The sequence below is a fragment of the Kitasatospora sp. NPDC089509 genome (genome assembly GCF_044749365.1).
In the GTDB taxonomy this organism is placed as follows: Bacteria; Actinomycetota; Actinomycetes; order Streptomycetales; family Streptomycetaceae; genus Kitasatospora.
Genome location: NZ_JBIVHS010000008.1, coordinates 258333 through 279115, shown reverse-complemented (window position 1 = coordinate 279115; position 20783 = coordinate 258333). Strand labels below are relative to the sequence as shown.

Here is a 20783-nt window from a genome sequence, read left to right as displayed (position 1 = left end):
AGGCCCTAGAGGGTGAGGGTCTGCCAGCCGCGGGTGATCTGCTCGTGGACGGCGGTCGGGTCCGGTGCCGTCGGCTGGGCTGCCGCGAGTGCGGCCAGCAGGGCGGTGCCGTCGGCGGGGCGGGCGGCCGGGTCGGTGGAGAGGGCGTGGTGGATGACGGCGGCCAGGGTCGGGTCGAGGGCCTGGACCGCCGCGAGTGCGGTGGGTTCGGGTCCGGTGTCGACGATCCGGCGGATCACCGCTCCGGTGTTGGTCGCGGCGAACGGGCTGGTCCCGTGGGCCGCGCAGACCACGCAGCACGCCCAGGCCCAGATGTCGGCGGCCGGGCCGACCCGCTCGTCGCCGAACTGCTCCGGCGCCATGTAGGTCAGGGTGCCCGGGCCGCCGCCGGTGGCGGTCAGCCGGGTGCCGTCGACGATCGCGGCGATGCCGAAGTCCAGCAGGCGCGGGCCGGCGGTGGTCAGCATGATGTTGGCGGGCTTGAGGTCCCGGTGGACCAGTCCGAGGCGGTGCACCCCGGACAGGGCGACCGCCAGTGCCAGCGCGAGGGCGCGCAGTGCCTCGGCGGAGCGGATCGGGCCCTGCTCGCGCAGGTGGGCGTCCAGCGGGCGGCCGTCCAGCAGTTCCATGGCCAGGTAGGGGCGTCCGGCGTCCACCCCGCTGTCCAGCACCCGGGCGGTGTAGGCGCCGGGGACCATCGCCAGCACCTCGGACTCGCGCTGGAAGCGGCGCAACAGGTCGGCGTCGTCGAGGAGTTCGAGGTTGATGGTCTTCAGCGCGACCTGGGTCGCCGAGCCTTCGCGGCGGGCGAGGTAGACCGTGCCCATGCCGCCGGAGCCGATCCGGCCGAGGAGTTGATAGCCGCCGATCGTGCGGGGCTCGTGGGCGCTCAACGGCTGGCCGACGGGCGGGGCGGGCTGCACGGGCGGGGCGGGCGGGACCGGAGGCGCCGGGGGCGTGAACTGGGTCGGGACGTACGGGTTCTGCGGCTGGGCGTAGGGCGCCTGCGGCTGGCGGTACGGCGTCTGCGGCGGCGCCGTCGGGGCGTACGGGTTCTGCGCGGCGAGCGCCGCCTGGAACGCCTGCGCCGCGTCGGCCGACCCGCCCGCCCGGGCACCCGCCGCGTCGTCGCCGACCGGCTTGGGCTTGCGGCTCACCAGGACGGCGACGAGTTGGTAGAACGCCGCGGCGACGACCAGCGCGACCGGCAGGAGGAACAGTCCGAGCGCCGCCCGGAGGACGAGCAGGCCGATGACCCGGCGCCGGGTCCCGCTGGACGTCCAGACCTCCCGGGGCAGGCCGACGGTCAGCAGGTTGCGCTGGGTCAGGTGGCAGAACAGCAGCCAGAGCAGCAGGCAGACCACGAAGACGCTGATGTACTCGATCCGGGCCAGGCTGAGGGCCGTGTGCGTCGGGTAGGCGATGTACCTGGCGTTGGCGGGGTCGAAGGACTGCTGCAGCACTCTGGAGTTGAAACCCCCCAGGACGTTGGCGGACACGAAGACCACGAGCCCCGCCGCGCCCAGCAGGCCCACCGCCAACTCGCCGACGGTCGCACCGGTGCCGCCCGGCGCACCGGCGGTCGCATCGGCGCCGGTCGCCGCCAACGCCCGTCGCCGAGTGGCCGTCTGCGAGCGCACCAGCACCGGCAGGGTCACCAGCCGGAGCAGCAACGCCGCACCGATCGTCATCAGTACGGCCACGTCCAACGTGCTCAGCATGATTCCCCCTGGCTGATCGAGCACACGGAGTATAGGCGGCGGCCCGTCAGGCGTCCCCACCCAGCAGCGAGGTGAGGTAGCGGTCGATCTCCGCGCGCAGCTCCTCCGGCATCGGCACGTGCCAGTGCCCGCTGCCGGCCGTCGCGTTGAACAGCACGCCGTCGCACCAGCGGATCAGCCGACGGGCGTCGCGCTCCGGGTCGGTGGAGCCGGCCCGGGCGAGCAGGTCGGCGGCGAGGTCGGCGAAGCGTGCCCCCAAACGGTCGTAGACGGCGCGCAGTTCGGGCCGGCGGGTGGCCTCCAGGGCGAGTTCCAGGCGGGCCAGGGTGAGCCGGCGACCGCTGGTGAGCGCCTGGAAGAGCGCCTCGGCGGCGATCCCGGCCAGGAGTTCGCGCGGCGGGACGGCGGAGGGCGACCGGCCGCCCTCGGCGAACACCGGGTAGTCGGCGGTCTCCCGTTCGACGATCCGGGTGAGCACCAGCTCCAGCAGGGCGGCCCTGGTCCGGGCCAGGTTGGAGGTCGAGCCGGCCGGCAGGCCGGACGCGTCGTCCACGGCGCGGTGGGTGAGGCCGCGCAGGCCGGCGTCGGCGATCAGGTCAATGGCGGCGTCGGCGATCAGGGTCGGGCGCGGGGGCGTCATGGGTCCGATCATGGCCTTTCCCTTCGGGCTCCCCCAACTCATCGAGCTCCCCCAACTCACTACAGTCGTAGTTTACGGGCAACTACATGTGTAGTACGGTGCCGGAACAGCCCTCACTACACCCGTAGTGAGCAGTTCGTTGCCAGCTCGTGCGACAAGAGGAGTCCCTCATGGGCCTGCACCAGGCGATCGTCATCGGCGGCGGCATCGGCGGCCTGACCGCCGCCCTCGCCCTCCATCGACAGGGCGTCCCCGTCACCGTCCACGAACGCGCCGCCTCCCTGGAACCGGTCGGCGCCGGACTCGCCCTCGCCCCCAACGCGCTGCGCGCCCTCGACCGGCTCGGTGTCGGCCCCCGGCTGCGCGCCCTCGCCGCCCCGCACCCCGCCATCGGCGTGCGCCACCCCTCCGGCCGCTGGCTCGCCCGCACCAGCACCGCCGCCGTCGAGGCCCACTTCGGCGACCCGGTCGCCGCCGTCGCCCGCGCCGAGGTCATCGCCGCCCTGGTGGACGCCCTGCCGGAGGGCACCGTCCGCACCGACTCCCCCGCCACCGTCGTCGACCCGGGCAGCGGACGGCATCCCGCCGTCGTCCGCACCGGCGACGGGGAGCGGCCCGCCGGGCTCGTCGTCGCCGCCGACGGCATCCACTCCGCCACCCGCGGCCTGCTCTTCCCCCACCACCCGGGCCCCCGCTACAGCGGCTTCACCACCTGGCGCGCGATCGTCACCCCGGCCCGCCGCCCGGCCGCCGCCGGCGAGGTCTGGGGCCGCGGCCGACTCGCCGGGATCGTCCCGCTCGCCGACGGCCGGGTCTACGTCTACGGCGCGGCCCTCGCCCCGGCCGGCGCCCGGGCGGCCGACGACGAGCGGGCCGAACTCCAGCGCCTGTTCGGCGACTGGTGCGCACCCGTCCCCCAGCTGTTCGCCCTCGCCGAGCCCGACCGGGTGCTCCGCAACGACGTCCGGGAACTCGCCGACCCGCTGCCCGCGTACCACCACGGCCGGGTCGTCCTGCTCGGCGACGCCGCCCACGCCATGTGCCCGTTCCTCGGCCAGGGCGCCTGCCAGGCCATCGAGGACGCCCTCGTGCTGGCCGCCCCGCTCGCCCCCGCCACCGACCTCGCCACCGCTCTCCCCGCCTACACCGCCGCCCGGCTCCCCCGCACCACCGCCGTCGTCACCGCCTCCCGCCGCACCGGCAACCTGGTCGCCCTCTGCACCCCGGCCGCCACCCTGCTCCGCACCACCGCCCTCACCCTGGCCGGCCTCCTCCCCACCCGCGCCCTGCTGAGCCGCTCCGCGGGCATCTACGACTGGCAGCCGCCGACGCTGACCGGCGGGGCGTGAACGGGGGCCGGCCGCTCCCGGCGGCCTGAGCCGGCCGGCGGGGAGCGCGTCGAACTGACCCCACGAGCCGGACGCCTCTCGGACTTCGACGCGCCCGAGGCTTCCCCCACGCCGTCCGCCGCTTCGCCCGCGAGCTCCCCGCGGTCGACGCAGAGGAGCGCGTCCAGCTCGACACGGGCCGGAACGGGGGCCCGACGGTTCGTCGTCGACGGTGTCGACGTGTCGCGAACCGTCGATCCGGCGGAGGCGCTCGCCGCCGTCCGCCGGGAGTTGGCGGCGGCCGTTCCCCCACGGGACTGACACCCAGGCACTGAACGCCTCGCGGGGAGCAGCCCGGGCGAGGTGGGCGGGCCGCACCAACAGACCGATTGTCAGCGGCGGTTGGGAGGATGGCCAGCATGACGGACGGGCGGGGCAGCCGGGCGATCGGCGCGTACTGGGACGCGGCGGCGTCGAGCTTCGACGACGAGCCGGATCACGGGCTGCGGGCGGCCGGGACGCGGGAGGCCTGGGTGCGGCGGATCCGGGAGTGGTTGCCGGCGGGTCCGGTGGAGGTGCTCGATGTCGGTTGCGGGACGGGCTCGTTGGCGGAGCTGGTGGCGGCGAACGGGCACCGGGTGACCGGGGTGGACCTGGCCCCGCGGATGGTGGCGCGGGCCCGGGCGAAGCTGGCGGCCGCCGGGTTGCCGGGGCGGTTCCTGGTGGGCGACGCGGGCGCGCCGCCGGTCCGGGAGAGCGGCTTCGACGTGCTGCTCTGCCGCCATCTGGTCTGGACCCTGCCCGAGCCGGAGCGGGCGCTGGACGCCTGGGTGCGGCTGCTCCGGCCCGGCGGGCGGCTGGTGCTGGTCGAGGGGCGCTGGCGCGAGGCCGGCGGGCGGGTGGAGCCGTACGTCGCGGGTGCCGGGCGGCTGCCCTGGGACGGGGGCGTCGGTGCGGAGCAACTCGCCGCGGCGGTCAGGCCGTTGGTGGCGCGGCTGCGGATCGTGCCGCTCAGCGGGGAGGCGGAGCTGTGGGGCGGCCCGGTGACGGACGAGCGCTACGCCCTGGTCGCCGACCGGTAGCGGAGGTCAGGAGGCGCTGCCGAAGGTCCCGTTGAGCGGGTCGGCGCGGAAGCAGGCGACGCAGCGGAGCCGGGTGTAGATCGCCACCGTGCCCATGCAGACGTCCTCGCGGCCGTCCAGCGGTGAGGTGGAGTCGGCCGGGCCCCCGCAGTCCAGGCAGCGCCGACGGGGCCGGGCGATGACCGAGCAGGCGCGGCAGACCAGGTGGGTCGGGTGTTCGGCGTGCACCACGACGGGCTGCGGGCCGCCGTACAGCAGGTGGTCGCACCAGGTGCAGGACTCGTCCTGCTGCGCGGCCAGCATCCGGTCCCGGGTGTCCCGTTGCCACTTGGCCGCGTTCTGCAGCGGCACCTTCACCGGCGGGCCCCAGCCGGCGGCGGCGAGCCACTGGGCGCCCTCGGCGCCCGCCGCCCGCAGTTGGTCGTCGACCGCGATGTCCCTGGGGGTCTTGCGCTTCATCGGCCCTCTCCTCCGGTGCGGTGGCCCACCGGGATAACGCGGCCGGACGGGTGGTGGACACGCGAACCACCCCACCGGGGCGCGGGGAGCGCCCGGACCGGTTCAGCCGAGCCGCTCGGTGTCGCCGTGGGCGAGGAGCAGTTTGCGCAGCAGGACGTCGAGTTGGGCGCGCTCGTCGGCGTCGAGGGCGGCGAGGATGGACTCCTCGTTCCGGATGTGGCCGGGCAGGGCGGCGTCGATCAGCTCCTTGCCGGCCGGGGTGAGGCGGACCAGGACGGCTCGGCGGTCGGTCGGGCAGGGGTTGCGTTCGACCAGGCCCTTGGCGGAGAGCTTGTCGACCCGGTTGGTGATGGCCCCGGAGGTGACCATGGCGGACTTCAGCAGCGCCCGGGCGTTGAGTTCGTAGGGCTCGCCGGAGCGCCGCAGGGTGGCGAGGACGTCGAACTCGGAGGAGTCCAGGCCGCAGGTGAGGAAGTACTCGCGCAGGGCGTTGTCGACCCGGGCGTTCAGCCGCCGCAGCCGACCGATCAGGGCCATCGCCTCCAGCGGGAGGTCGGGGCGGTTCCTGGCCCACTGGTCGGCGATGTCGTCGACGGTGTCGCGCTGCTGCATGGCCTGCCATCTCCCTCGGGCTCCGTGCGGCGACCGTCCGCCGCTCGTCGTTCGCCGGTCCCCGTCCACCGGTCGTAGATATCTTAACATTCATATACTTGACGTTCACGGATCCCGGGGCGTAGAAATATCTCAACGTTCAGATAATCAACGTTGAGGGGATCGGGAACACCATGGACCGCAAGCGCGCAGGGATCGCCGCCGCCGCCGCACTCGCCCCGGCCGCCTGGGGCACCACCTACCTGGTCACCACCCAGCTGCTGCCCGAGGGCCGCCCGCTACTGCTCGCCGCGCTGCGGGCGCTGCCCGCCGGGCTCCTGCTGCTGTTGATCGGCCGCAAGCTCCCCAGGGGGCGCTGGTGGGGGCGTGCGGCGGTGCTCGGGATGCTCAACATCGGGCTGTTCTTCCCGCTCACCTTCGTCGGCGCCTACCGCCTGCCCGGCGGCGTCGCGGCCACCATCGGGGCGATCCAGCCGCTGCTGGTCGCCGGACTCTCGATCGGCGTGCTCCGGGTCCGGCCCGGGCGACGGGCCCTGCTCGCGGGAGTGGTCGGGGTCGGCGGGGTGGCGCTGCTGGTACTCAAGAGCGGGGCCGCGCTGGACGGCGTCGGGATCGCCGCGATGGTCGCCGCGATCGGACTGATGGCCACCGGCACCGTCCTCACCCGCCGCTGGGGCCGCCCGGAGGGCGCCACCATGGTCGACCTCACGGCATGGCAGCTGCTGGCCGGCTCGGTCTTCCTGGTCCCGCTCGCGGCCCTGGTCGAGGGCGCGCCGCCGGCCCTGAGCGCGGCCAACCTGGCGGGCTTCGCCTACCTCGGCCTGTTCAGCACCGCGGTCGGGTACGTCCTGTGGTTCCGCGGCATCGAGCGGCTCGGCGCCGGGCCGGCGTCCTTCCTGGGGCTGATCAACCCGGTGGTGGCCACGGTCGGCGGACTGGTCGTCCTCGGCCAGACCCTCACCGCGTGGCAGGTGCTCGGCCTGGTGCTGGCCCTCGGGGCGATGCTCATCGGCCAGGCCCCGGCCCGCGGGACGGCCACGGCCACCGCCGCGGTGGGTCAGGCGGCCGCGGGCGAGGCTGCCGAGGTCGAGACGGCCGGGGTCGAGACGGCCGCGGCACACACGCCCGTACGACAGGCGGCAGCCGCCCGCTGACGGCCCCGCCCCGGACCCGCACCCCGCACCCCCGCCCCGCCCGGCCGCTGCCCGGCGGGGCGGGTCAGCCGGTGGCGCGGATGTAGATGTCGGCGGCGCCCGGGAGGCCGCCGGGGACGGTGGCGACGTAGATCCGACGGGCGGTCGGGGCGTGGGTGGGGACGGCGGACGGGGTCGCGGTCGGGGTGGGGGTCCACGTCGGGGTCGGGGTCCAGGTCGGGGTGGGGGTCCAGGTCGGGGTGGGGCTCGGGTCGGGCGTGCCGTCCTCCGGATCCCCGTCGCCGGTCGCGTCCGGGCCCTCGGCGATGTCCGGGGCGGCGTCGGTCGGCGGCGGGTCGGACGCGACGACGGCCGGCTCGGGGGTGGGCGTCGCGGTGGGCGGCACGGTGGACGTCGCGGAGGGCCTCGCGGTGGGCGTCTCGGAGGCCGGCGCCTCCGGGAGCTCCGGGGCCTCGGCCGGCTCGTCACCGCCGAGGGCGGCGGCGAGGTCCGGCGGCAGCGGGGCGGCCGGACCGGGCTCGGGGAGGTCGTAGGTGCGCAGGAACTCGCCGAGGCCGGGCTCCCTGCCGCCGCCGAGGCGGTAGTGCAGGTAGGCGACGGGCGCGCCGTCCGAGGTCCGGGTGTAGACGGCGCCGACCGGGACGTAGTAGCGACCGGCACCGGGGTGCTGGGAGGGGTGCAGGCCGGCCAGGCGCTCGGCGCGGTCCCGGTCGGTGTCCCGGCCGACCCGGCCGATGGTGAGCGCGTTGACGCCGCGCACCACCAGGGCGGCGCCGGCGGACACGCACAGCACCAGTCCGACGGCGACGGTGCGCCGCAGGACCGGCCGGCCGTGCAGGGCCGGCCAGGAATCGGTGACCATGCGCTCGGGCGGGATGCCGTCCACGGTTTGCTCGCTCCCCCGTTTCGCTCAGGACGTCCGATCGAGACGATCGTCCCGGACCGCAGTCCCGGACAAACGTCTCGGACAGATGTCTCGGACGATCGTCCGTCCGGGACGATCGTCCGACACCTGCGATCAGGACGTCACACTCTGCTCGACGTGGGACCGTAGCGGAGAGTTCCTCAGCCCAGGTAGGCGGGGGCGACGGCGGCCTTGGTGACCAGCCGGGGAGCGCCGGAGCCGTCGGCCGGGACGGTCCACAGGTCGGCGCCGTAGTCCCCGGGCAGGGCGTAGAGCAGCGCGCCGCCGTCCGACCAGAGCGCCTGGTCGTCGATGTTGCGCTGCTCGGCGGTGGCGGTCTCCGTCCCGCTCGCCAGGTCGAGCACGTACAGCCGCCACGGGGAGTCGGCGGGCAGGCCGGGGACGCGCTTCTTGTACGCGATGCGGGTGCCGTCCGGGGAGAGCGAGGGGCATTCGACGTTGTCGTGCAGCGTGGTGAGGGTGCGGGCGGCGAGGTCGCCGCGGACCAGGTGGGTCTGCCCGGAGCTGGCCAGGGTGGCGTAGAAGGTGTTGTCGTCCGCGAAGGTGACGCCCCAGATGTTGATGTCGTGCGCCTGGTACGGGTGGCCGTCCTTGACGACCGCGAAGTCCTCCAGGTTCTCCCGCAGGTTCCAGTCCCGCACGTCCACGATCGAGGTGCGGGTGGAGAAGTTGGTGCCCGCGTAGGAGTCGCCGCTGACGAAGACCGTCCAGGCGGCGAGGTGCCCGGACGGGGAGACCCGGGCCCGGGTGGGGATGCCGGCGGCGGGGAAGGCGCGCCGTGCGTGCAGGTGGTCGTCGAGGACGACGGCGCGGTAGGTGTCGTCCAGCGCGCCGTGCTGGGCCTGGAGGCAGATGCCGGTGCCCGCGGCGGCGTGGAAGCGCAGGCACTGGGTGCCGGAGGCGGTGCGCGGGCCGTCCGGCCGGTCGGCCGGGACGGTGGTGATCTCGTCCCGGTGCGGTCCCCAGGCCATGTTGCGGAACAGCAACTGCCGCCCGTTCGACGGGACGTCGAGGGAGACCGGCCCCGGGCTGACGGGCGGCCCGCCGGCCTGGGTGCGGCCGCGTTCGGCGGTGCGGTCGGCCGCGTAGAGGACGGCGCCGGTGCCGACCGCGCCGAGCACCAGGACGGCGAGCAGCAGCACGATCACCCGGCTGCGGTTGCTCTGCAGGTTCACGGACTCTCCAGGTTCACGAGCGCTCCGGATTCACGAGCGCTTCTCGTCGGCAACGGGCTCGGCGGCAACGGGTCCAGCGGCAACGGGTTCCACGGCCACGGGTCCAGCCGCCACGGCGCGCCCGGCGGGTTCGGACGTCCGCAGCACCACCGCCGCGCCAGCCACGCACAGCGCCAGCGCACCCGCCGACCAGGCCAGCGCGGTCGAGCCGCCCACCACGCTCCACAGCGCGCCGAACAGCAGCGAGCAGGCGAACCGGGCCAGGGCCTGCCCGGTGCCGACCAGGGCGAGCCCGGCGCCGCGCTGCTCGACCGGCACCGTGTCGGCCGCCGCGGCGGCGAGCACCCCGTCGGTGGCGGCGTAGAACGAGCCGTGCAGCACCAGCACGCAGACCACCGCCGGCAGCCCGCGCAACGGCGAGAGCAGCAGCCCGTACGCCAGCAGCAGCACCCCGTGCCCGAGCAGGAAGAGCCGGCGGCGCCCGACCCGGTCGGCCAGCGAGCCGAGCGGCACGGCGAGCAGCAGGAAGGCGGCGGCCGTGCCGAGCGGCAGCAGCGGGAACAGGTTGACGGACAGGCCGAGTCGGCGCTGGATCAACAGGTAGAGGAAGGAGTCGCTGACGGTGGTGAGGCCGAGCAGCACGGCGCACAGGGCGAGCCTACGCAGCCCGGGCAGACGGAGCAGGGTGAGGCTGCTCCGCAGTGTCGGCGCGGTGGTTGACGATGCGTCAGCACTCAGCCGGTTCGGCACGAAGAGCAGCAGGATCAGCACGCCCAGCACCGCGACGCAGGCGCTGACGGCGAACACCGCGTCGTAGCCGTGCCGTTCGCCGCCGTCGGCGAGCAGCGGCCCGCCGGCCAGCCGCAGCACCAGGAAGGCGGTGAGCGGTCCGAGCAGCGCGCCGGCCGTGTCCATCGCCCGGTGCACGCCGAACGCCCGGCCGCGGTGGGCGGGTTCGGTGGCCAGCGAGATCATCGCGTCCCGGGGTGCGGTGCGCAGGCCCTTGCCGGTGCGGTCGGCGGCGATGACGGCGCCGATCAGCGGCACGGTGTGGACGAACAGCAGCAGTGGCCGGCACAGCGCGGACAGCCCGTACCCGACGGCCGCGACCGTCTTGTGGCGGGCGGTCCCGTCGCGGCCGCGGCGGTCGGCGAGGTAGCCTCCGGCCAGCTGGACCAGGGCGCTGAAGCCGTTCTGGATGCCGTCGAGCAGACCGAAGCCGAGCGGGGAGAGGCCGAGTCCGGTGAGCAGGTAGAGCGGCAGGACGGCGTTGACCATCTCGGAGGAGATGTCGGTGACCATGCTCACGGCGCCGAGGGCGAGGACCGCCCCCGGCACGGAGCGCAGGGCGGCGCCCCGCCGCACCGGGCCGGTGGCCGGTGCGACGGGGGCCTTCGAGCTGTGGGAGTCCGCGACGTACACGGGCGTCAGTTCCAGATGCCGGTGATGTCGGAGGCGTTCGCGGAGTTGCCCGCGTGGGCGTTGACGCCCGCCAGGTCCTCCAGCGTGTGCAGCACGTCGTAGTGGTTGTAGGTGGTGGCGGTGGAGCTGCCGGGGGCGACGTGGGCGCCGTAGACCATGGTCGGGATGCGGTTGCCGGCGAGCCGGTTGTCCTCGTCGAAGGTCACGACCAGCAGGCTGTTGTGGCTCTTGGCCCACTGGGCGTAGCCGTCGAGGTTGCTCTGCAGCCAGGAGTCGCCGGTGCTCACGGAACAGTCGTGCATGTCGTTGCACAGGTCCGGGACGACGAAGGAGACCTTGGGCAGGGTGGTGTAGTCGGTCGGGAAGGCGTCCATGCCGTAGGCGCTGGAGGTGGGCACGTTGCCGAAGCCGAACCACGGGTTGTGCTTCTGCGCGTAGTTGCCGCTGCTGCAGTCGGTGGCGCCGACGCCCGGCAGGCCCTCGTTGTAGCTGGCCCAGGTCTGGTTGGCGGCGAGCAGCTCGGAGCCCAGGTTGGGCTGCTGGAGCGCGCCGACGTCGACGCAGCTGTCGTCCGTGACGCCCTGCGAGCTGCCGGAGAAGATCATGTAGTAGTTGGGCTGGCTGGGGTGGGTGAGCGCGAACGACTGGGTCAGCGTCGCGCCGCCGGCGGCCAGGGTGTTGTTGAAGTACGGCGCATCGGAGCTGCCGATGACCTGCGAGTACGCGTGGTTCTCCATCATCACGACGATGATGTGGTCGGGCGAGGGCAGGCCGGCCGCGGTGTCGGCGGCCGCGTCGCCGCTCGCGGCCCACAGGCCGAGCGAGCCGGCGACCAGGCCGAGGCCGGCGGCGAGGGCGGTGATCGGGCGGAGCTTGCGACCACGGGCGGGGCGCGGGTCGGTGGTGGGGGCGGCGGTGGGGGTGCCGTGTTTGCGGAGTCGTGCGAAGGCCATGGGGTCCTCCGGTTGTCGGGGCTCCCAGGACGGGAGCGCCGAGAACAGTAGGATCGCGGCAGTGACGTGTACCGCACAAGAGAAGTGAAGAACAGGCGAACAGCTGCGAGGCCGTGCCCGTACGGAGTGACCGGACACGAAGGGACCTGCGACGGAGGTCCCGCCCGGCGCCGTACCCGGCGCCTCCGCGGAGGTCGTACCCGGCACCGCGCCGGGCCTGGCGGCGGAGGTCACACCCGCCGCGATTGACCCCTTTCGGCCGCCCGTGGTGGGATCACGGGGGCCCACGAACGCAGGGCCGGGGACGGCAAGGAGTGCGGGACGTGATCGGACTGGTCGCCATCCACGGGCCGGGCCGCCCGCTGGCCGACGAGCTGCAGGCCCACTGGCCGGAGAGCAGCCACGTCTACCGGGCCTCCCGCGGCAACTGCTTCCAGGCGCCGGAGGCCATGCAGTTCGCGCTCGACCGCCACCGGCAGGTGATCGCCGTCGGCCCGCTCGCCACCGTCGTCGGGCTGCTGACCGGCGGGCTCGTCGCCCGCCCGAGCGACACCGAGGTGCTCTGCCTGGACCCGGGACGACGCTGGATCATCCCGCTGGCCCACACGGACTCCGCCGAGGAGCTGGCCCACGAGGTGGCCGCCGCCCTCGGCGTCACCCCGGTGCTCACCGGCCCGCTGCCCGCCCCCGAGGACCCACTGGCCGTCCTGACCCCGCACGCCGTCCGCTACTGGCGGGGCGGCGGCGCGGCCGCCGGGCAGGCGGCCGCCGACGGCCGGCCGGTCCGGCTGGTCGCCGAGGTGCCGTACCCGCTGCCCGCACTGCCCCCGAACGTCCGGCCGGACGCGCCCGAGGACGCCCCGGTGCTGCGGATCACCGACCGGGAGGACCCGGACGGCAGCGACCTGCTGGTCGTCCCGCGCACCCTGGTGGTCGGCATCGGCGCCGGCAGCGCCGCCGAACCGGCCGACGCCATGCGGCTGTTGACGGAGGTGCTCAAGGAGACCGGCCATCTGCGCCCGGCGATCGCCCGGGTGGCCACCGTGGCGGGCAAGGGCGACCACCCGGCGGTGCGCTGGGCCGCCCGCTGCCTGAACGTGCCGGTCGACGAGCACCCGGCGGAGGAGCTGGCCCGGCTCACCGTGCCGAACCCGTCCGAGGCCGTCGGTACGGCGGTCGGCACCGCGAGCGTCGCCGAGGCGGCGGCGCTGGCGAGCGCGGGCGGCGGTGAACTCGTCGTCCCCAAGCGGAAGTCGGCGACGGCCACGGTGGCGATCGCCCGGGCCGCGGTGCGCGGGCGACTGGCCCTGGTCGGCCTCGGCCCGGGCGACCACGACCTGCTGGTCCCGCGCGCGCTGACCGAACTGCGGCGCGCCTCCGTGGTGGTGGGCCGGCCGGCGGCGGTCGAGGCGGTGGCCGGACTGCTCCGGCCGGGCACCCGACGGGTCGCGGTGCCCGAGCCCGGGTCGGTCCGGAACACCCGCGGCGAGGTGCTGGACCGGGCCGGGGTGCCGACGGACGGCGCCGGCGAGGTGGTCGACCACCTCGGGGCGGCCGTCACGCTGGCCGCGCACGGGCATGCGGTCGCCCTGGTCGCGCTCGGCGACGGCGCGGGGCTCACCGTCCCGCCCGGGGCGTACGAGCTCCACCGGGTCCCCGGCCTGCCCGAGACCCCGAAGCTCCCCGGCCTGCCCGGACCCCACAGCCTGCCCGAGACCCCCGAAACCCCTGACCTCCCCACGGACGGAGCCCGCGCATGACGGCCCACGAGCCCGACCTGCGCCACCACGGCGACGCCGAGGTGCGGGCGGACGGCCGCGACCTGGTCGACCTCGCCGTCAACGTCCGCACCGGCACGCCCCCGCCCTGGCTGCGCGAGCACCTGGCCGCCACCCTGAGCACCCTCGCCGCCTACCCCGACCAGTCCGCCGCCCGCGCCGCGGTGGCCGCCCGACACGGGCGCCCGGTCGAGGAGGTGCTGCTCACCTCCGGGGCGGCGGAGGCCTTCGTGCTGCTCGCCCGCGTACTGACGGCTCGTCACATCGCCGTCGTCCACCCGCAGTTCACCGAGCCCGAGGCCGCCCTGCGGGACGCCGGACACCGGGTGCACCGGGTCCTGCTCTCCCCCGAGGACGGCTTCCGGCTGGCCGCCGTCCCCGCCGAGGCGGACCTGGTGGTGCTCGGCAACCCGACCAACCCGACCTCCGTCCTGCACCCCGCCGAGGCCGTCGCCGCACTCGCCCGCCCCGGGCGCACCCTGGTGGTGGACGAGGCCTTCATGGACACCGTGCCGGGCGAGCGGGAGTCCCTCGCGGCCGTCCGGGACCTGCCCGGGCAGGTCGTCGTCCTGCGCAGCCTCACCAAGACCTGGGGCCTGGCCGGACTGCGGATCGGCTATGTGCTCGGCCCGGCGCCGCTGATCGCCGCCCTGGGCGCCGCACAGCCGCTCTGGCCGGTCTCCACCCCGGCGCTGGCCGCCGCCGAGATCTGCAGCGGCCCGGCGGCGCTGGCCGAGGCGGACCGGGCGGCCGCCGAACTCACCCTGTGGCGCGACTACCTGGTGAAGGGCCTGGCCGCCTTCCCGACCCTGCGGATCCACGGCGAGCCGGCCGCCTCCTTCGTCCTGGTCCGGCTGCCGGGCGCGGCGGCGGTCCGCGAGCGGCTGCGCGAGCACGGCTTCGCCGTCCGGCGCGGGGACACCTTCCCCGGCCTCGGCGAGGACTGGCTGCGGATCGCCGTCCGGGACGAGGGGACCACCGACCGCTTCCTCACCGCCCTGCAGCAGGTGCTGGGTCCGGCCTGAGCCGGGCCACCCCGCCCCCCGCCCTCAGCCCTCAGCCCTCAGCCCTCAGCCCGGCCCGAGCCTGACCACGTCACCGGCCCCGACCCGGCCCGGCGCCAGCACCTGCGCGTACACCCCCGTGCAGGGCAGCGCGGGCATGCCCTCCAGCGGGACCAGCCGGTTGCGCTCGGCCGGGACCCGCAGCGCCTCCGTCCGCCGGGGCAGCGGGCCGTGCCGCAGGGTGGGGACGGCGCAGCGCGGGGTGGGCGCCACGATGCGCAGCCGCAGCGTCTCCCCGATCGCCAACTCCCGCCCCACCCAGGCGTTCTCGACGAAGCCCTCGCCCTCGGTGCGGATCACCAGGTTCGGCCGGTAGCGCTCCGCGTCGACGCCCACCGCCGCCAGCGTGGAGCTGGTGATCAGGTGCAGCGGAGCGAAGTCGAAGAAGCCGCCCGCCTCTGCGGCGCGCCCCAACTCGCTGAGCGTCACCGGGACTTCCGCCTCGATCCCGTGCGCCAGCACCTCCTCCGGGACGGCCCGCTCGACCGTCGCGCCGGGCGGGCGCTCGGCGATCAGGGTGAGCTTGCGGCCGAACGTCTCGGACAGCTCCGCCTCGTCGACGGAACGCCCGTCTGGGCCGGTGATCGCCACCCGGCCGTCCGCCGCGGTGGCCGCCGAGTAGTCCAGCAGCCCGGCCCAGCGGCGGGGGTTCTTGGCGCTGGCCACCCGGCCGCTCGCCACGTCCAGCAGCGCCCGGCCGCGGTCCCCGGCGAGCCCCCGGCCGTCCACCGTCACCGCCGAGAGCTCCTCGCCCAGCAGCGACTTGACCGGATAGCGGCGCAGCCGCTCGACCCGCCCGACCTGCTCCTCGCTCAGCACGGCGACTCCTCCGCCCACTCCCGCAGCGCCGCGAAGTGCAACTCCCGCAGGCCGGCCCGGGGGTCGACCCAGAGCGGCAGCGCCTCCCCCGGATGGTTGGCCGCGATCCACTCGATGTCCGCCGGCCCGAGCTCGTCGTCCAGCCAGACGAACGGCCGCCCGGCCGCCCACGCCACCACGTCCCTGGTCTTCCAGTACAGCCCGCCCGGGTCCTCGCCGAACAGGTTCGTCCAGCGGATGTACGGCAGTTCGGGCAGGCCGAGGCGCGGACCGATGAAGGTGTTCGCCTCGTCCATCCAGGTGGTCGCCCACACCAGCTCGTACGGCAGCGACAGCAGCTCCGGCCCGTGCTCCGGGTTCAGCCACACCCGCAGCGGCTCCACCTCCGCCCGCGGCAGCGGCGCGTGCCGGGCCACCCAGGACTCGGGCAGCAGCCGGTGGGTGCCGTAGCCCTCGGGGCAGTCGGTGTCCTGGGCGGCGTAGGGGTTGAGCGGCCCGTCCACGTCGAGCAGGAGCAACGGCCGCCCGGTCACGCGGCGGCCGCCCAGTCCCGCAGGGTCGCGAAGTCCTCGGCGAGCAGGCCGATCCGGGGATTGACGTGCAGCGTGAGCGCCGGGGCCGGGTGGTGGGCGGAGATCCAGGCGGCGTCCTGCGGGCCGAGTTCGTCGTCCACCCAGACGAACGGCCGCCCGGCCGCCCACGCCACCACGTCCCTGGTCTTCCAGTGCAGCCCCTCCGGGTCCTCGGCGAACAGCTCCGTCCACGGGATGTACGGCAGTTCGGGGAGCCCGAGGTTGGGGCCGATGAGCACGTTGGCCTCGTCCATCCAGGTGGTCGCCCACACCAGCTGGTACGGCAGCGACAGCAGCTCCGGCCCGTGCCCCGGGTTCAGCCACACCCGCAGCGGCTTCGCCTCGCCCTCGGCCCGCCGGCTCTGCCGCCGGGCCCACCAGCTGGGCATCAGGTCGTGGCTGTCGTAGCCGGCCGGCCGCCGCAGCCGGGGCGCGGCATAGGGGTTGAGCGGTCCGTCCACGTCGAGCAGGAGCAGGGGCTGCTGGGTCATGTCGTGAATTCTCCGGTGGCCGTGCGGAATTGACCAGCGGTTTGCAGGCGCCATCACCGGTCACGGCCGGCACCGTTCCCGACCGGCACCGGTCCCCACCGATACCGGTCACGACCGGCACCGGTCACGGCCGGCGCCACAGGCCGCGGCCGGCCAGCAGCGGCAGGACGCCCTCCCCGAACCAGTACGCCTCCTCCAGGTGGGGCATGCCCGACAGCACGAACTCGTCGATCCCCAGCTCGTGGTACTCGGTGACCAGGTCCGCGACCTCCCGGTGGCTGCCCACCAGCGCCGTCCCCGCGCCGCCGCGCAGCAGCCCGATCCCGGCCCAGAGCCCCGGGTACACCTCCAGGCGCTCCGACGAGCCGCCGTGCAGCGCGAGCATCCGCCGCTGGCCCTCCGACTCGCTCTCGGCCAGGGCCCGCTGGGTCTCCCGGACCCGGCCCGGGTCCATCCCGGCGAGCAGCCGCTCGGTCTCCGCCCAGGCCTGGGCGGAGGTGTCCCGGGTGATCACGTGCAGCCGGATCCCGAACCGCACCGACCGGCCCCGGGCGGCGGCCAGCTCACGGATCCAGCCGATCTTGTCCCGCACCTGGCCGGGCGGCTCGCCCCAGGTCAGGTAGACGTCCGCGTGCCGGGCCGCGACGTCCCCGGCCGCCGGGGAGGAGCCGCCGAAGTACACCGGCGGCACCGGATCGGGCAGCCGGTTCAACCTCGCCCGCTCGACCCGCAGATGGGGGCCGTCGTGGTCGACCGTCTCCCCCGCCCAGAGCCGCCGGGTGATCTCCAGGAACTCCCCGGTGCGCGCGTAGCGGGCGTCCTTGTCCAGGAAGTCCCCGTACGCCCGCTGCTCCGCCGACTCGCCGCCGGTCACCACGTTGAGCAACAGCCGCCCGCCGGACTGCCGTTGGTAGGTCGCCGCCATCTGCGCCGCCAGCGTCGGGCTGATCTGCCCGGGCCGGAACGCCACCAGGTACTTCAGCCGCTCGGTCACCTGGGTCAGCATCGCCGTGGTCAGCCAGGCGTCCTCGCACCACGCCCCGGTCGGTGTCAGCACCCCCTCGAAGCCCAACTGCTCGGCACTGCGGGCGACCTGGCCCAGGTAGGCGATGCTCGGCGGCCGGTCGGAGCCGGCCGTCCCGGGCGTCGAACCGTGCCCGCCGCCGACGATGCCCCGGCTGTCGCCGTTGGTGGGGAGGAACCAGTGGAAGGTGAGAGCCATGAACGGACACACTCCTGCGGCCGGTACTGCCTGACGTCGGTGGTGTTTCGGAGAACCCGCGAACTCACCGACGACGACAGCCGGCCGCCCACACCCGCGCCAGGTCCACGTACAGACGGCGCACGAGGAGGGGGCGGCCCGGAGTGGTCATGGACCGATTCTCCGGGACTCCCCCTCCTCGTTCAAGAGGCGTCCGGCCGCTCCGGGCGGCCGGGTGGCCGGGTGGCCGGGTGGCACTACGGCCGCGAGCTCCAGCCGGTCCAGGTGCCGTCGACGTCCCGGGCCCGGGACCACCAGCGGCCGTCGGTACCGTGCACGTCGAAGCGGAAGGCGCCGTTCATGGACTGCGCGGAGATGCCCAGCCGGCCGTCCATGCTGCCGCCGAGGGACTTCCAGGCGGTCAGCTTGGTGGAGTTGGCGATCGTCGACCGGGTGTACACCTGGTGGTTGGTGCCGATCACCAGGATCAGCCGGGTGCCGTCGCGGAAGTCGAAGAAGGTCGCGCCGGTGGGGCCGTAGTAACCGCCGCACAGGAAGTTGCCGCCGAACACCGGGTCGCTGCACTGAGAAGGCGCCGGCTGCAGCGTGCCGCCGCCGGCATCGACACCGCCGGCGTCGACGGCCTCGACGGTGGCGGCGTCGGCCTCGACCGCCAGGGCGCGCACCGTGCCCGGCTTGCCCGGCTTCGCGGGCACGCCCGGCGTGATCGGACGACCCGTGGGTGCCGGAACGGCCGGCACCGTGACCCGCGGGACCGGCGAGGCCGCGCCGGGGCTGCTCGCGGCGGCCGAGAGGGGTGCGGCGGCCAGCCCGATGCCCGCGAGGACGACGGTGGACCCGAGGGCCACCTTGAACTTGTTCATGCGCGCTCCTGAGTGCGACTGTTCGGGCCCCGGCCGGCGACCGGTCGACGGGGAGAAGCCCCCGCGGCCGTTCCGGACGGCCCTCACCGGTAGCAACGGGACTTCCTGGCCGCCGAGTTCAACCGTCCACCCACCGTCCGCCCCGGTGCCGCACGCACGACCGCCGGGCCTCCCCTCCAGGTGGAGGGGAGGCCCGGCGGGGCGCTCAGGAGGGCGCGGGGATCAGACCTGGCCGGCCTTCTCCAGGGCCTCGCAGCAGGTGTTGATCAGCAGGCGGGTGACCACGTAGGGGTCGACGTTGGCGTTCGGGCGGCGGTCCTCGATGTAGCCCTTCTGCTCCACCTCGACCTGCCACGGGATGCGGACCGAGGCACCGCGGTTGGAGACGCCGTAGCTGTAGACGTTCCACGGGGCGGTCTCGTGCTTGCCGGTCAGACGGGACTCGATGTCGGCGCCGTACTGGGTGACGTGCTCCAGCACCTTCTCCTGGGAGGAGCCGAGCGACTCGCAGGCGGTGATGATGGCGTCGTAGCCCTCGCGCATCGCCTTGGTGGAGAAGTTGGTGTGGGCACCCGCGCCGTTCCAGTCGCCACGGGCCGGCTTGGCGTCCAGGGTGGCGTCGATGCCGAACTCCTCGGCGGTGCGGTAGAGCAGGTAGCGGGCGATCCACAGGTCGTCCGAGACGGTCAGCGCGTCGACCGGGCCGATCTGGAACTCCCACTGGCCGGGCATGACCTCGGCGTTGATGCCGCAGATGGCCAGGCCGGCGTCGATGCAGCGGTCCAGGTGCAGCTCGACGATCTCGCGGCCGAAGACCTCCTCGGCGCCGACGCCGCAGTAGTAGCCGCCCTGCGGGGCCGGGAAGCCGCCCTCCGGGAAGCCGAGCGGGCGGGAGCCCTTGAAGAAGGTGTACTCCTGCTCGATGCCGAAGATCGACTCCTGCGCGGTGTACTTCTCCTCGACCTCGCGCAGCAGGGCACGGGTGTTGGACTCGTGCGGGGTGCCGTTCGTCTCCAGGACCTCACACAGGACGAGGATGTTGTCGCCACCGCGGATCGGGTCCTTGACGACCTTCACCGGCTCCAGCACGCGGTCCGAGGCGTGGCCCTCGGCCTGGTTGGTCGAGGAACCGTCGAAGCCCCAGGTCGGGATCTTGTCGGCGTTGGGCAGGACGCGAGTCTTGGAACGGAGCTTCGCGGTCGGCTTGGTGCCGTCGATCCAGATGTACTCGGCCTTGATTGCCACGACGTGTCCCTCGCATTGCTGGGTGGTGGGTGCCCGCGTAGCGTCGCAAGTCGCCGTTTCCCGGTTGTTCCTCTCGTGTAACGCGCATGTGAACCAACCGTCCGCATCGACACGGTCACGGTGCGGGAGTGCCAGGCGTGGCACTCCCGCCGTCCGGAGTGACCAAAAGGATGAGGAACGGCCGCCCGGCGGCCCGGGGCGCGGCCGGTCAGCCGCGGCGGGCGTGCGCGGACCGGCGGCGCCGGGTGGCCCACAGGGCGGCCGCACCGCCCGCGACCAGGGCGGCCGCACCGGCGGCGAGCGGGCCGGTGGCGCTGCTGCCACCGGTGGTGGCGAGCCGCTCCGGCTGCCCGGTCGGCTTCTCCACCGCCGCCTGGGGCACCGCGGCCCGCGAGGTGCTGGTGTCGACCACCGGCTGGGCGGTGGGCGCGCCGGTCGGCGCGGCGCTCGGGCTGTCCGTGGGGGTGGACGGTACGGGCTTCTCGCAGCTCACCGAGGCGACGGTGATCTTTCCGGTGACCTTGGCGACGTTCAGGTTCAGCGGGTTCACCTCCACCTGCACCTCCAGGGCCGAGGCGGCGGCGGTGGTCGTGGTGGTGGTCTTCTTGGAGAACTCCACCGACACGCTGCCGACCAGCGGCACGTCCACCTTGGTCGGGCCGTAGAGCCCGACGGTGACGGGCTTGCCCAGCACGGTGAGCTTGGCGGGCGCGACCACGTCCGCGGTCGGCTGCCCGTCGACCGGGCAGGTGGCCTCGGCGCTCATCGCCTCCAGGCCGAGCAGCGCGGTGGCGGGCAGGCCGGGGGCGTGCACATCGGCGTTGACCAGCTTGACGGAGGCGGCGGCGCCCTTGGCGTCGACCCGGGTGACGGACTTGCCGATGTCGGCCTTGACCAGTTCGACCGGGGCGGCCTGGTCGACCCCCGCCACCTTGGCGGTCAGCACGGAACCGTCGCGCTGTGCCGGGGACTCCACCTTGTTGAGCGCGATGTCCACCGGGACGGCCACGGAGTTGTTCAACAGCTTGACGTCCAGGGCGACTTCGGCGGTCACGGCGCGCGCCTTGCCCGGCGACGCGGTCGGCGCGGAGGCCGGCACCGGCGCCGCCTGGACGGGCCCGGCGGCGAGCGCGGTACTCGCCACCACGACGGCAGCGGCGGAAACGATTCGGCGAGAAGACAAGGCGGTACCCCCACACAGATGAAATGGTGAGCCGCCAGTCTTCTCGAACGATCTGTCACATGAGCAGCACGGAAC

At 74.7% G+C, this 20783-nt stretch carries 20 protein-coding genes; 5 read left to right on the top strand and 15 right to left on the bottom strand.

Going from position 1 to position 20783, the window contains the following annotated elements; genetic code table 11:
• Nucleotides 1-5 precede the first annotated feature (5 nt).
• Nucleotides 6-1721 (bottom strand): serine/threonine-protein kinase, encoded by a 1716-nt coding sequence (locus ACIP4P_RS19930; RefSeq protein ID WP_400920180.1) that lies wholly within the window; start codon nt 1719-1721, stop codon nt 6-8.
• Between the two features lie 46 nt (nt 1722-1767).
• A complete protein-coding gene (locus tag ACIP4P_RS19925) occupies nt 1768-2361 on the bottom strand; it encodes a TetR/AcrR family transcriptional regulator (protein ID WP_400920177.1) in 594 nt (197 codons plus the stop codon).
• Between the two features lie 170 nt (nt 2362-2531).
• Here ACIP4P_RS19925 and ACIP4P_RS19920 point away from each other — a divergent pair, with 170 nt between their 5' ends.
• Nucleotides 2532-3710 carry an FAD-dependent monooxygenase gene (locus ACIP4P_RS19920; RefSeq protein ID WP_400920175.1) on the top strand — a complete coding sequence of 393 codons (1179 nt, stop codon included), beginning with the start codon at nt 2532-2534 and terminating at the stop codon, nt 3708-3710.
• A gap of 398 nt (nt 3711-4108) precedes the next feature.
• Nucleotides 4109-4771: a class I SAM-dependent methyltransferase gene (locus tag ACIP4P_RS19915; RefSeq protein ID WP_400920173.1), complete on the top strand. Its 663-nt coding sequence runs from the start codon at nt 4109-4111 to the stop codon at nt 4769-4771.
• A 6-nt stretch (nt 4772-4777) separates the two neighbouring features.
• Here the strand turns inward: ACIP4P_RS19915 and ACIP4P_RS19910 are convergent, their stop codons facing one another.
• On the bottom strand, nt 4778-5230 hold the full coding sequence (locus ACIP4P_RS19910) for a hypothetical protein (protein WP_400920171.1): 453 nt from the start codon (nt 5228-5230) through the stop codon (nt 4778-4780).
• Between the two features lie 102 nt (nt 5231-5332).
• Entirely contained in the window at nt 5333-5842 is a 510-nt protein-coding gene (locus tag ACIP4P_RS19905) for a MarR family winged helix-turn-helix transcriptional regulator (RefSeq protein ID WP_400920169.1), read from the bottom strand.
• Nucleotides 5843-6015: 173 nt separating this feature from the next.
• On the opposite strand from ACIP4P_RS19905, the gene ACIP4P_RS19900 reads away from it, so the two are divergent.
• Entirely contained in the window at nt 6016-6996 is a 981-nt protein-coding gene (locus tag ACIP4P_RS19900; RefSeq protein ID WP_400920167.1) for an EamA family transporter, read from the top strand.
• A gap of 64 nt (nt 6997-7060) precedes the next feature.
• Here ACIP4P_RS19900 and ACIP4P_RS19895 read toward each other — a convergent pair whose 3' ends face one another.
• From ACIP4P_RS19895 to ACIP4P_RS19880, 4 genes are all read right to left on the bottom strand, one after another.
• On the bottom strand, nt 7061-7882 hold the full coding sequence (locus tag ACIP4P_RS19895) for a hypothetical protein (RefSeq protein ID WP_400920165.1): 822 nt from the start codon (nt 7880-7882) through the stop codon (nt 7061-7063).
• Nucleotides 7883-8061: 179 nt separating this feature from the next.
• Nucleotides 8062-9096 carry a TolB family protein gene (locus ACIP4P_RS19890; RefSeq protein WP_400920163.1) on the bottom strand — a complete coding sequence of 345 codons (1035 nt, stop codon included), beginning with the start codon at nt 9094-9096 and terminating at the stop codon, nt 8062-8064.
• A 30-nt stretch (nt 9097-9126) separates the two neighbouring features.
• Nucleotides 9127-10518: an MFS transporter gene (locus ACIP4P_RS19885; RefSeq protein ID WP_400920161.1), complete on the bottom strand. Its 1392-nt coding sequence runs from the start codon at nt 10516-10518 to the stop codon at nt 9127-9129.
• 5 nt (nt 10519-10523) lie between these two features.
• Nucleotides 10524-11471 carry an alkaline phosphatase family protein gene (locus ACIP4P_RS19880; RefSeq protein WP_400920159.1) on the bottom strand — a complete coding sequence of 316 codons (948 nt, stop codon included), beginning with the start codon at nt 11469-11471 and terminating at the stop codon, nt 10524-10526.
• 323 nt (nt 11472-11794) lie between these two features.
• On the opposite strand from ACIP4P_RS19880, the gene ACIP4P_RS19875 reads away from it, so the two are divergent.
• Both ACIP4P_RS19875 and cobC read left to right on the top strand, forming a co-directional pair.
• Nucleotides 11795-13231, top strand: coding sequence for a cobalamin biosynthesis protein (locus ACIP4P_RS19875; protein ID WP_400920157.1), 1437 nt, complete (start codon nt 11795-11797; stop codon nt 13229-13231).
• Nucleotides 13228-14274, top strand: a complete 1047-nt coding sequence (gene cobC / locus ACIP4P_RS19870) for an Rv2231c family pyridoxal phosphate-dependent protein CobC (protein WP_400920155.1) — start codon at nt 13228-13230, stop codon at nt 14272-14274. The genes ACIP4P_RS19875 and cobC overlap by 4 nt, the downstream gene beginning before the upstream one ends.
• A 45-nt stretch (nt 14275-14319) precedes the next feature.
• Here cobC and ACIP4P_RS19865 read toward each other — a convergent pair whose 3' ends face one another.
• The 7 genes from ACIP4P_RS19865 to ACIP4P_RS19835 all read right to left on the bottom strand — a co-directional run bounded on the left by ACIP4P_RS19865 (nt 14320) and on the right by ACIP4P_RS19835 (nt 20672).
• Nucleotides 14320-15132 carry an MOSC domain-containing protein gene (locus ACIP4P_RS19865; RefSeq protein WP_400920153.1) on the bottom strand — a complete coding sequence of 271 codons (813 nt, stop codon included), beginning with the start codon at nt 15130-15132 and terminating at the stop codon, nt 14320-14322.
• A complete protein-coding gene (locus ACIP4P_RS19860) occupies nt 15126-15665 on the bottom strand; it encodes a hypothetical protein (RefSeq protein WP_400920151.1) in 540 nt (179 codons plus the stop codon). The genes ACIP4P_RS19865 and ACIP4P_RS19860 overlap by 7 nt, the downstream gene beginning before the upstream one ends.
• Nucleotides 15662-16195, bottom strand: coding sequence for a hypothetical protein (locus tag ACIP4P_RS19855; RefSeq protein WP_400920149.1), 534 nt, complete (start codon nt 16193-16195; stop codon nt 15662-15664). The genes ACIP4P_RS19860 and ACIP4P_RS19855 overlap by 4 nt, the downstream gene beginning before the upstream one ends.
• A gap of 124 nt (nt 16196-16319) precedes the next feature.
• The gene (locus tag ACIP4P_RS19850; RefSeq protein WP_400920147.1) at nt 16320-17417 is read right to left on the bottom strand and encodes an LLM class flavin-dependent oxidoreductase; all 1098 of its coding nucleotides are present in this window, start codon (nt 17415-17417) and stop codon (nt 16320-16322) included.
• Between the two features lie 236 nt (nt 17418-17653).
• Nucleotides 17654-18280 carry a hypothetical protein gene (locus ACIP4P_RS19845; protein WP_400920145.1) on the bottom strand — a complete coding sequence of 209 codons (627 nt, stop codon included), beginning with the start codon at nt 18278-18280 and terminating at the stop codon, nt 17654-17656.
• Nucleotides 18281-18502: 222 nt separating this feature from the next.
• Nucleotides 18503-19525, bottom strand: coding sequence for a glutamine synthetase (glnII, locus tag ACIP4P_RS19840; RefSeq protein WP_400920143.1), 1023 nt, complete (start codon nt 19523-19525; stop codon nt 18503-18505).
• Nucleotides 19526-19733: 208 nt separating this feature from the next.
• Complete coding sequence (locus ACIP4P_RS19835; RefSeq protein ID WP_400920141.1) at nt 19734-20672, bottom strand: SCO1860 family LAETG-anchored protein; 939 nt, start codon at nt 20670-20672, stop codon at nt 19734-19736.
• Nucleotides 20673-20783: the final 111 nt, after the last annotated feature.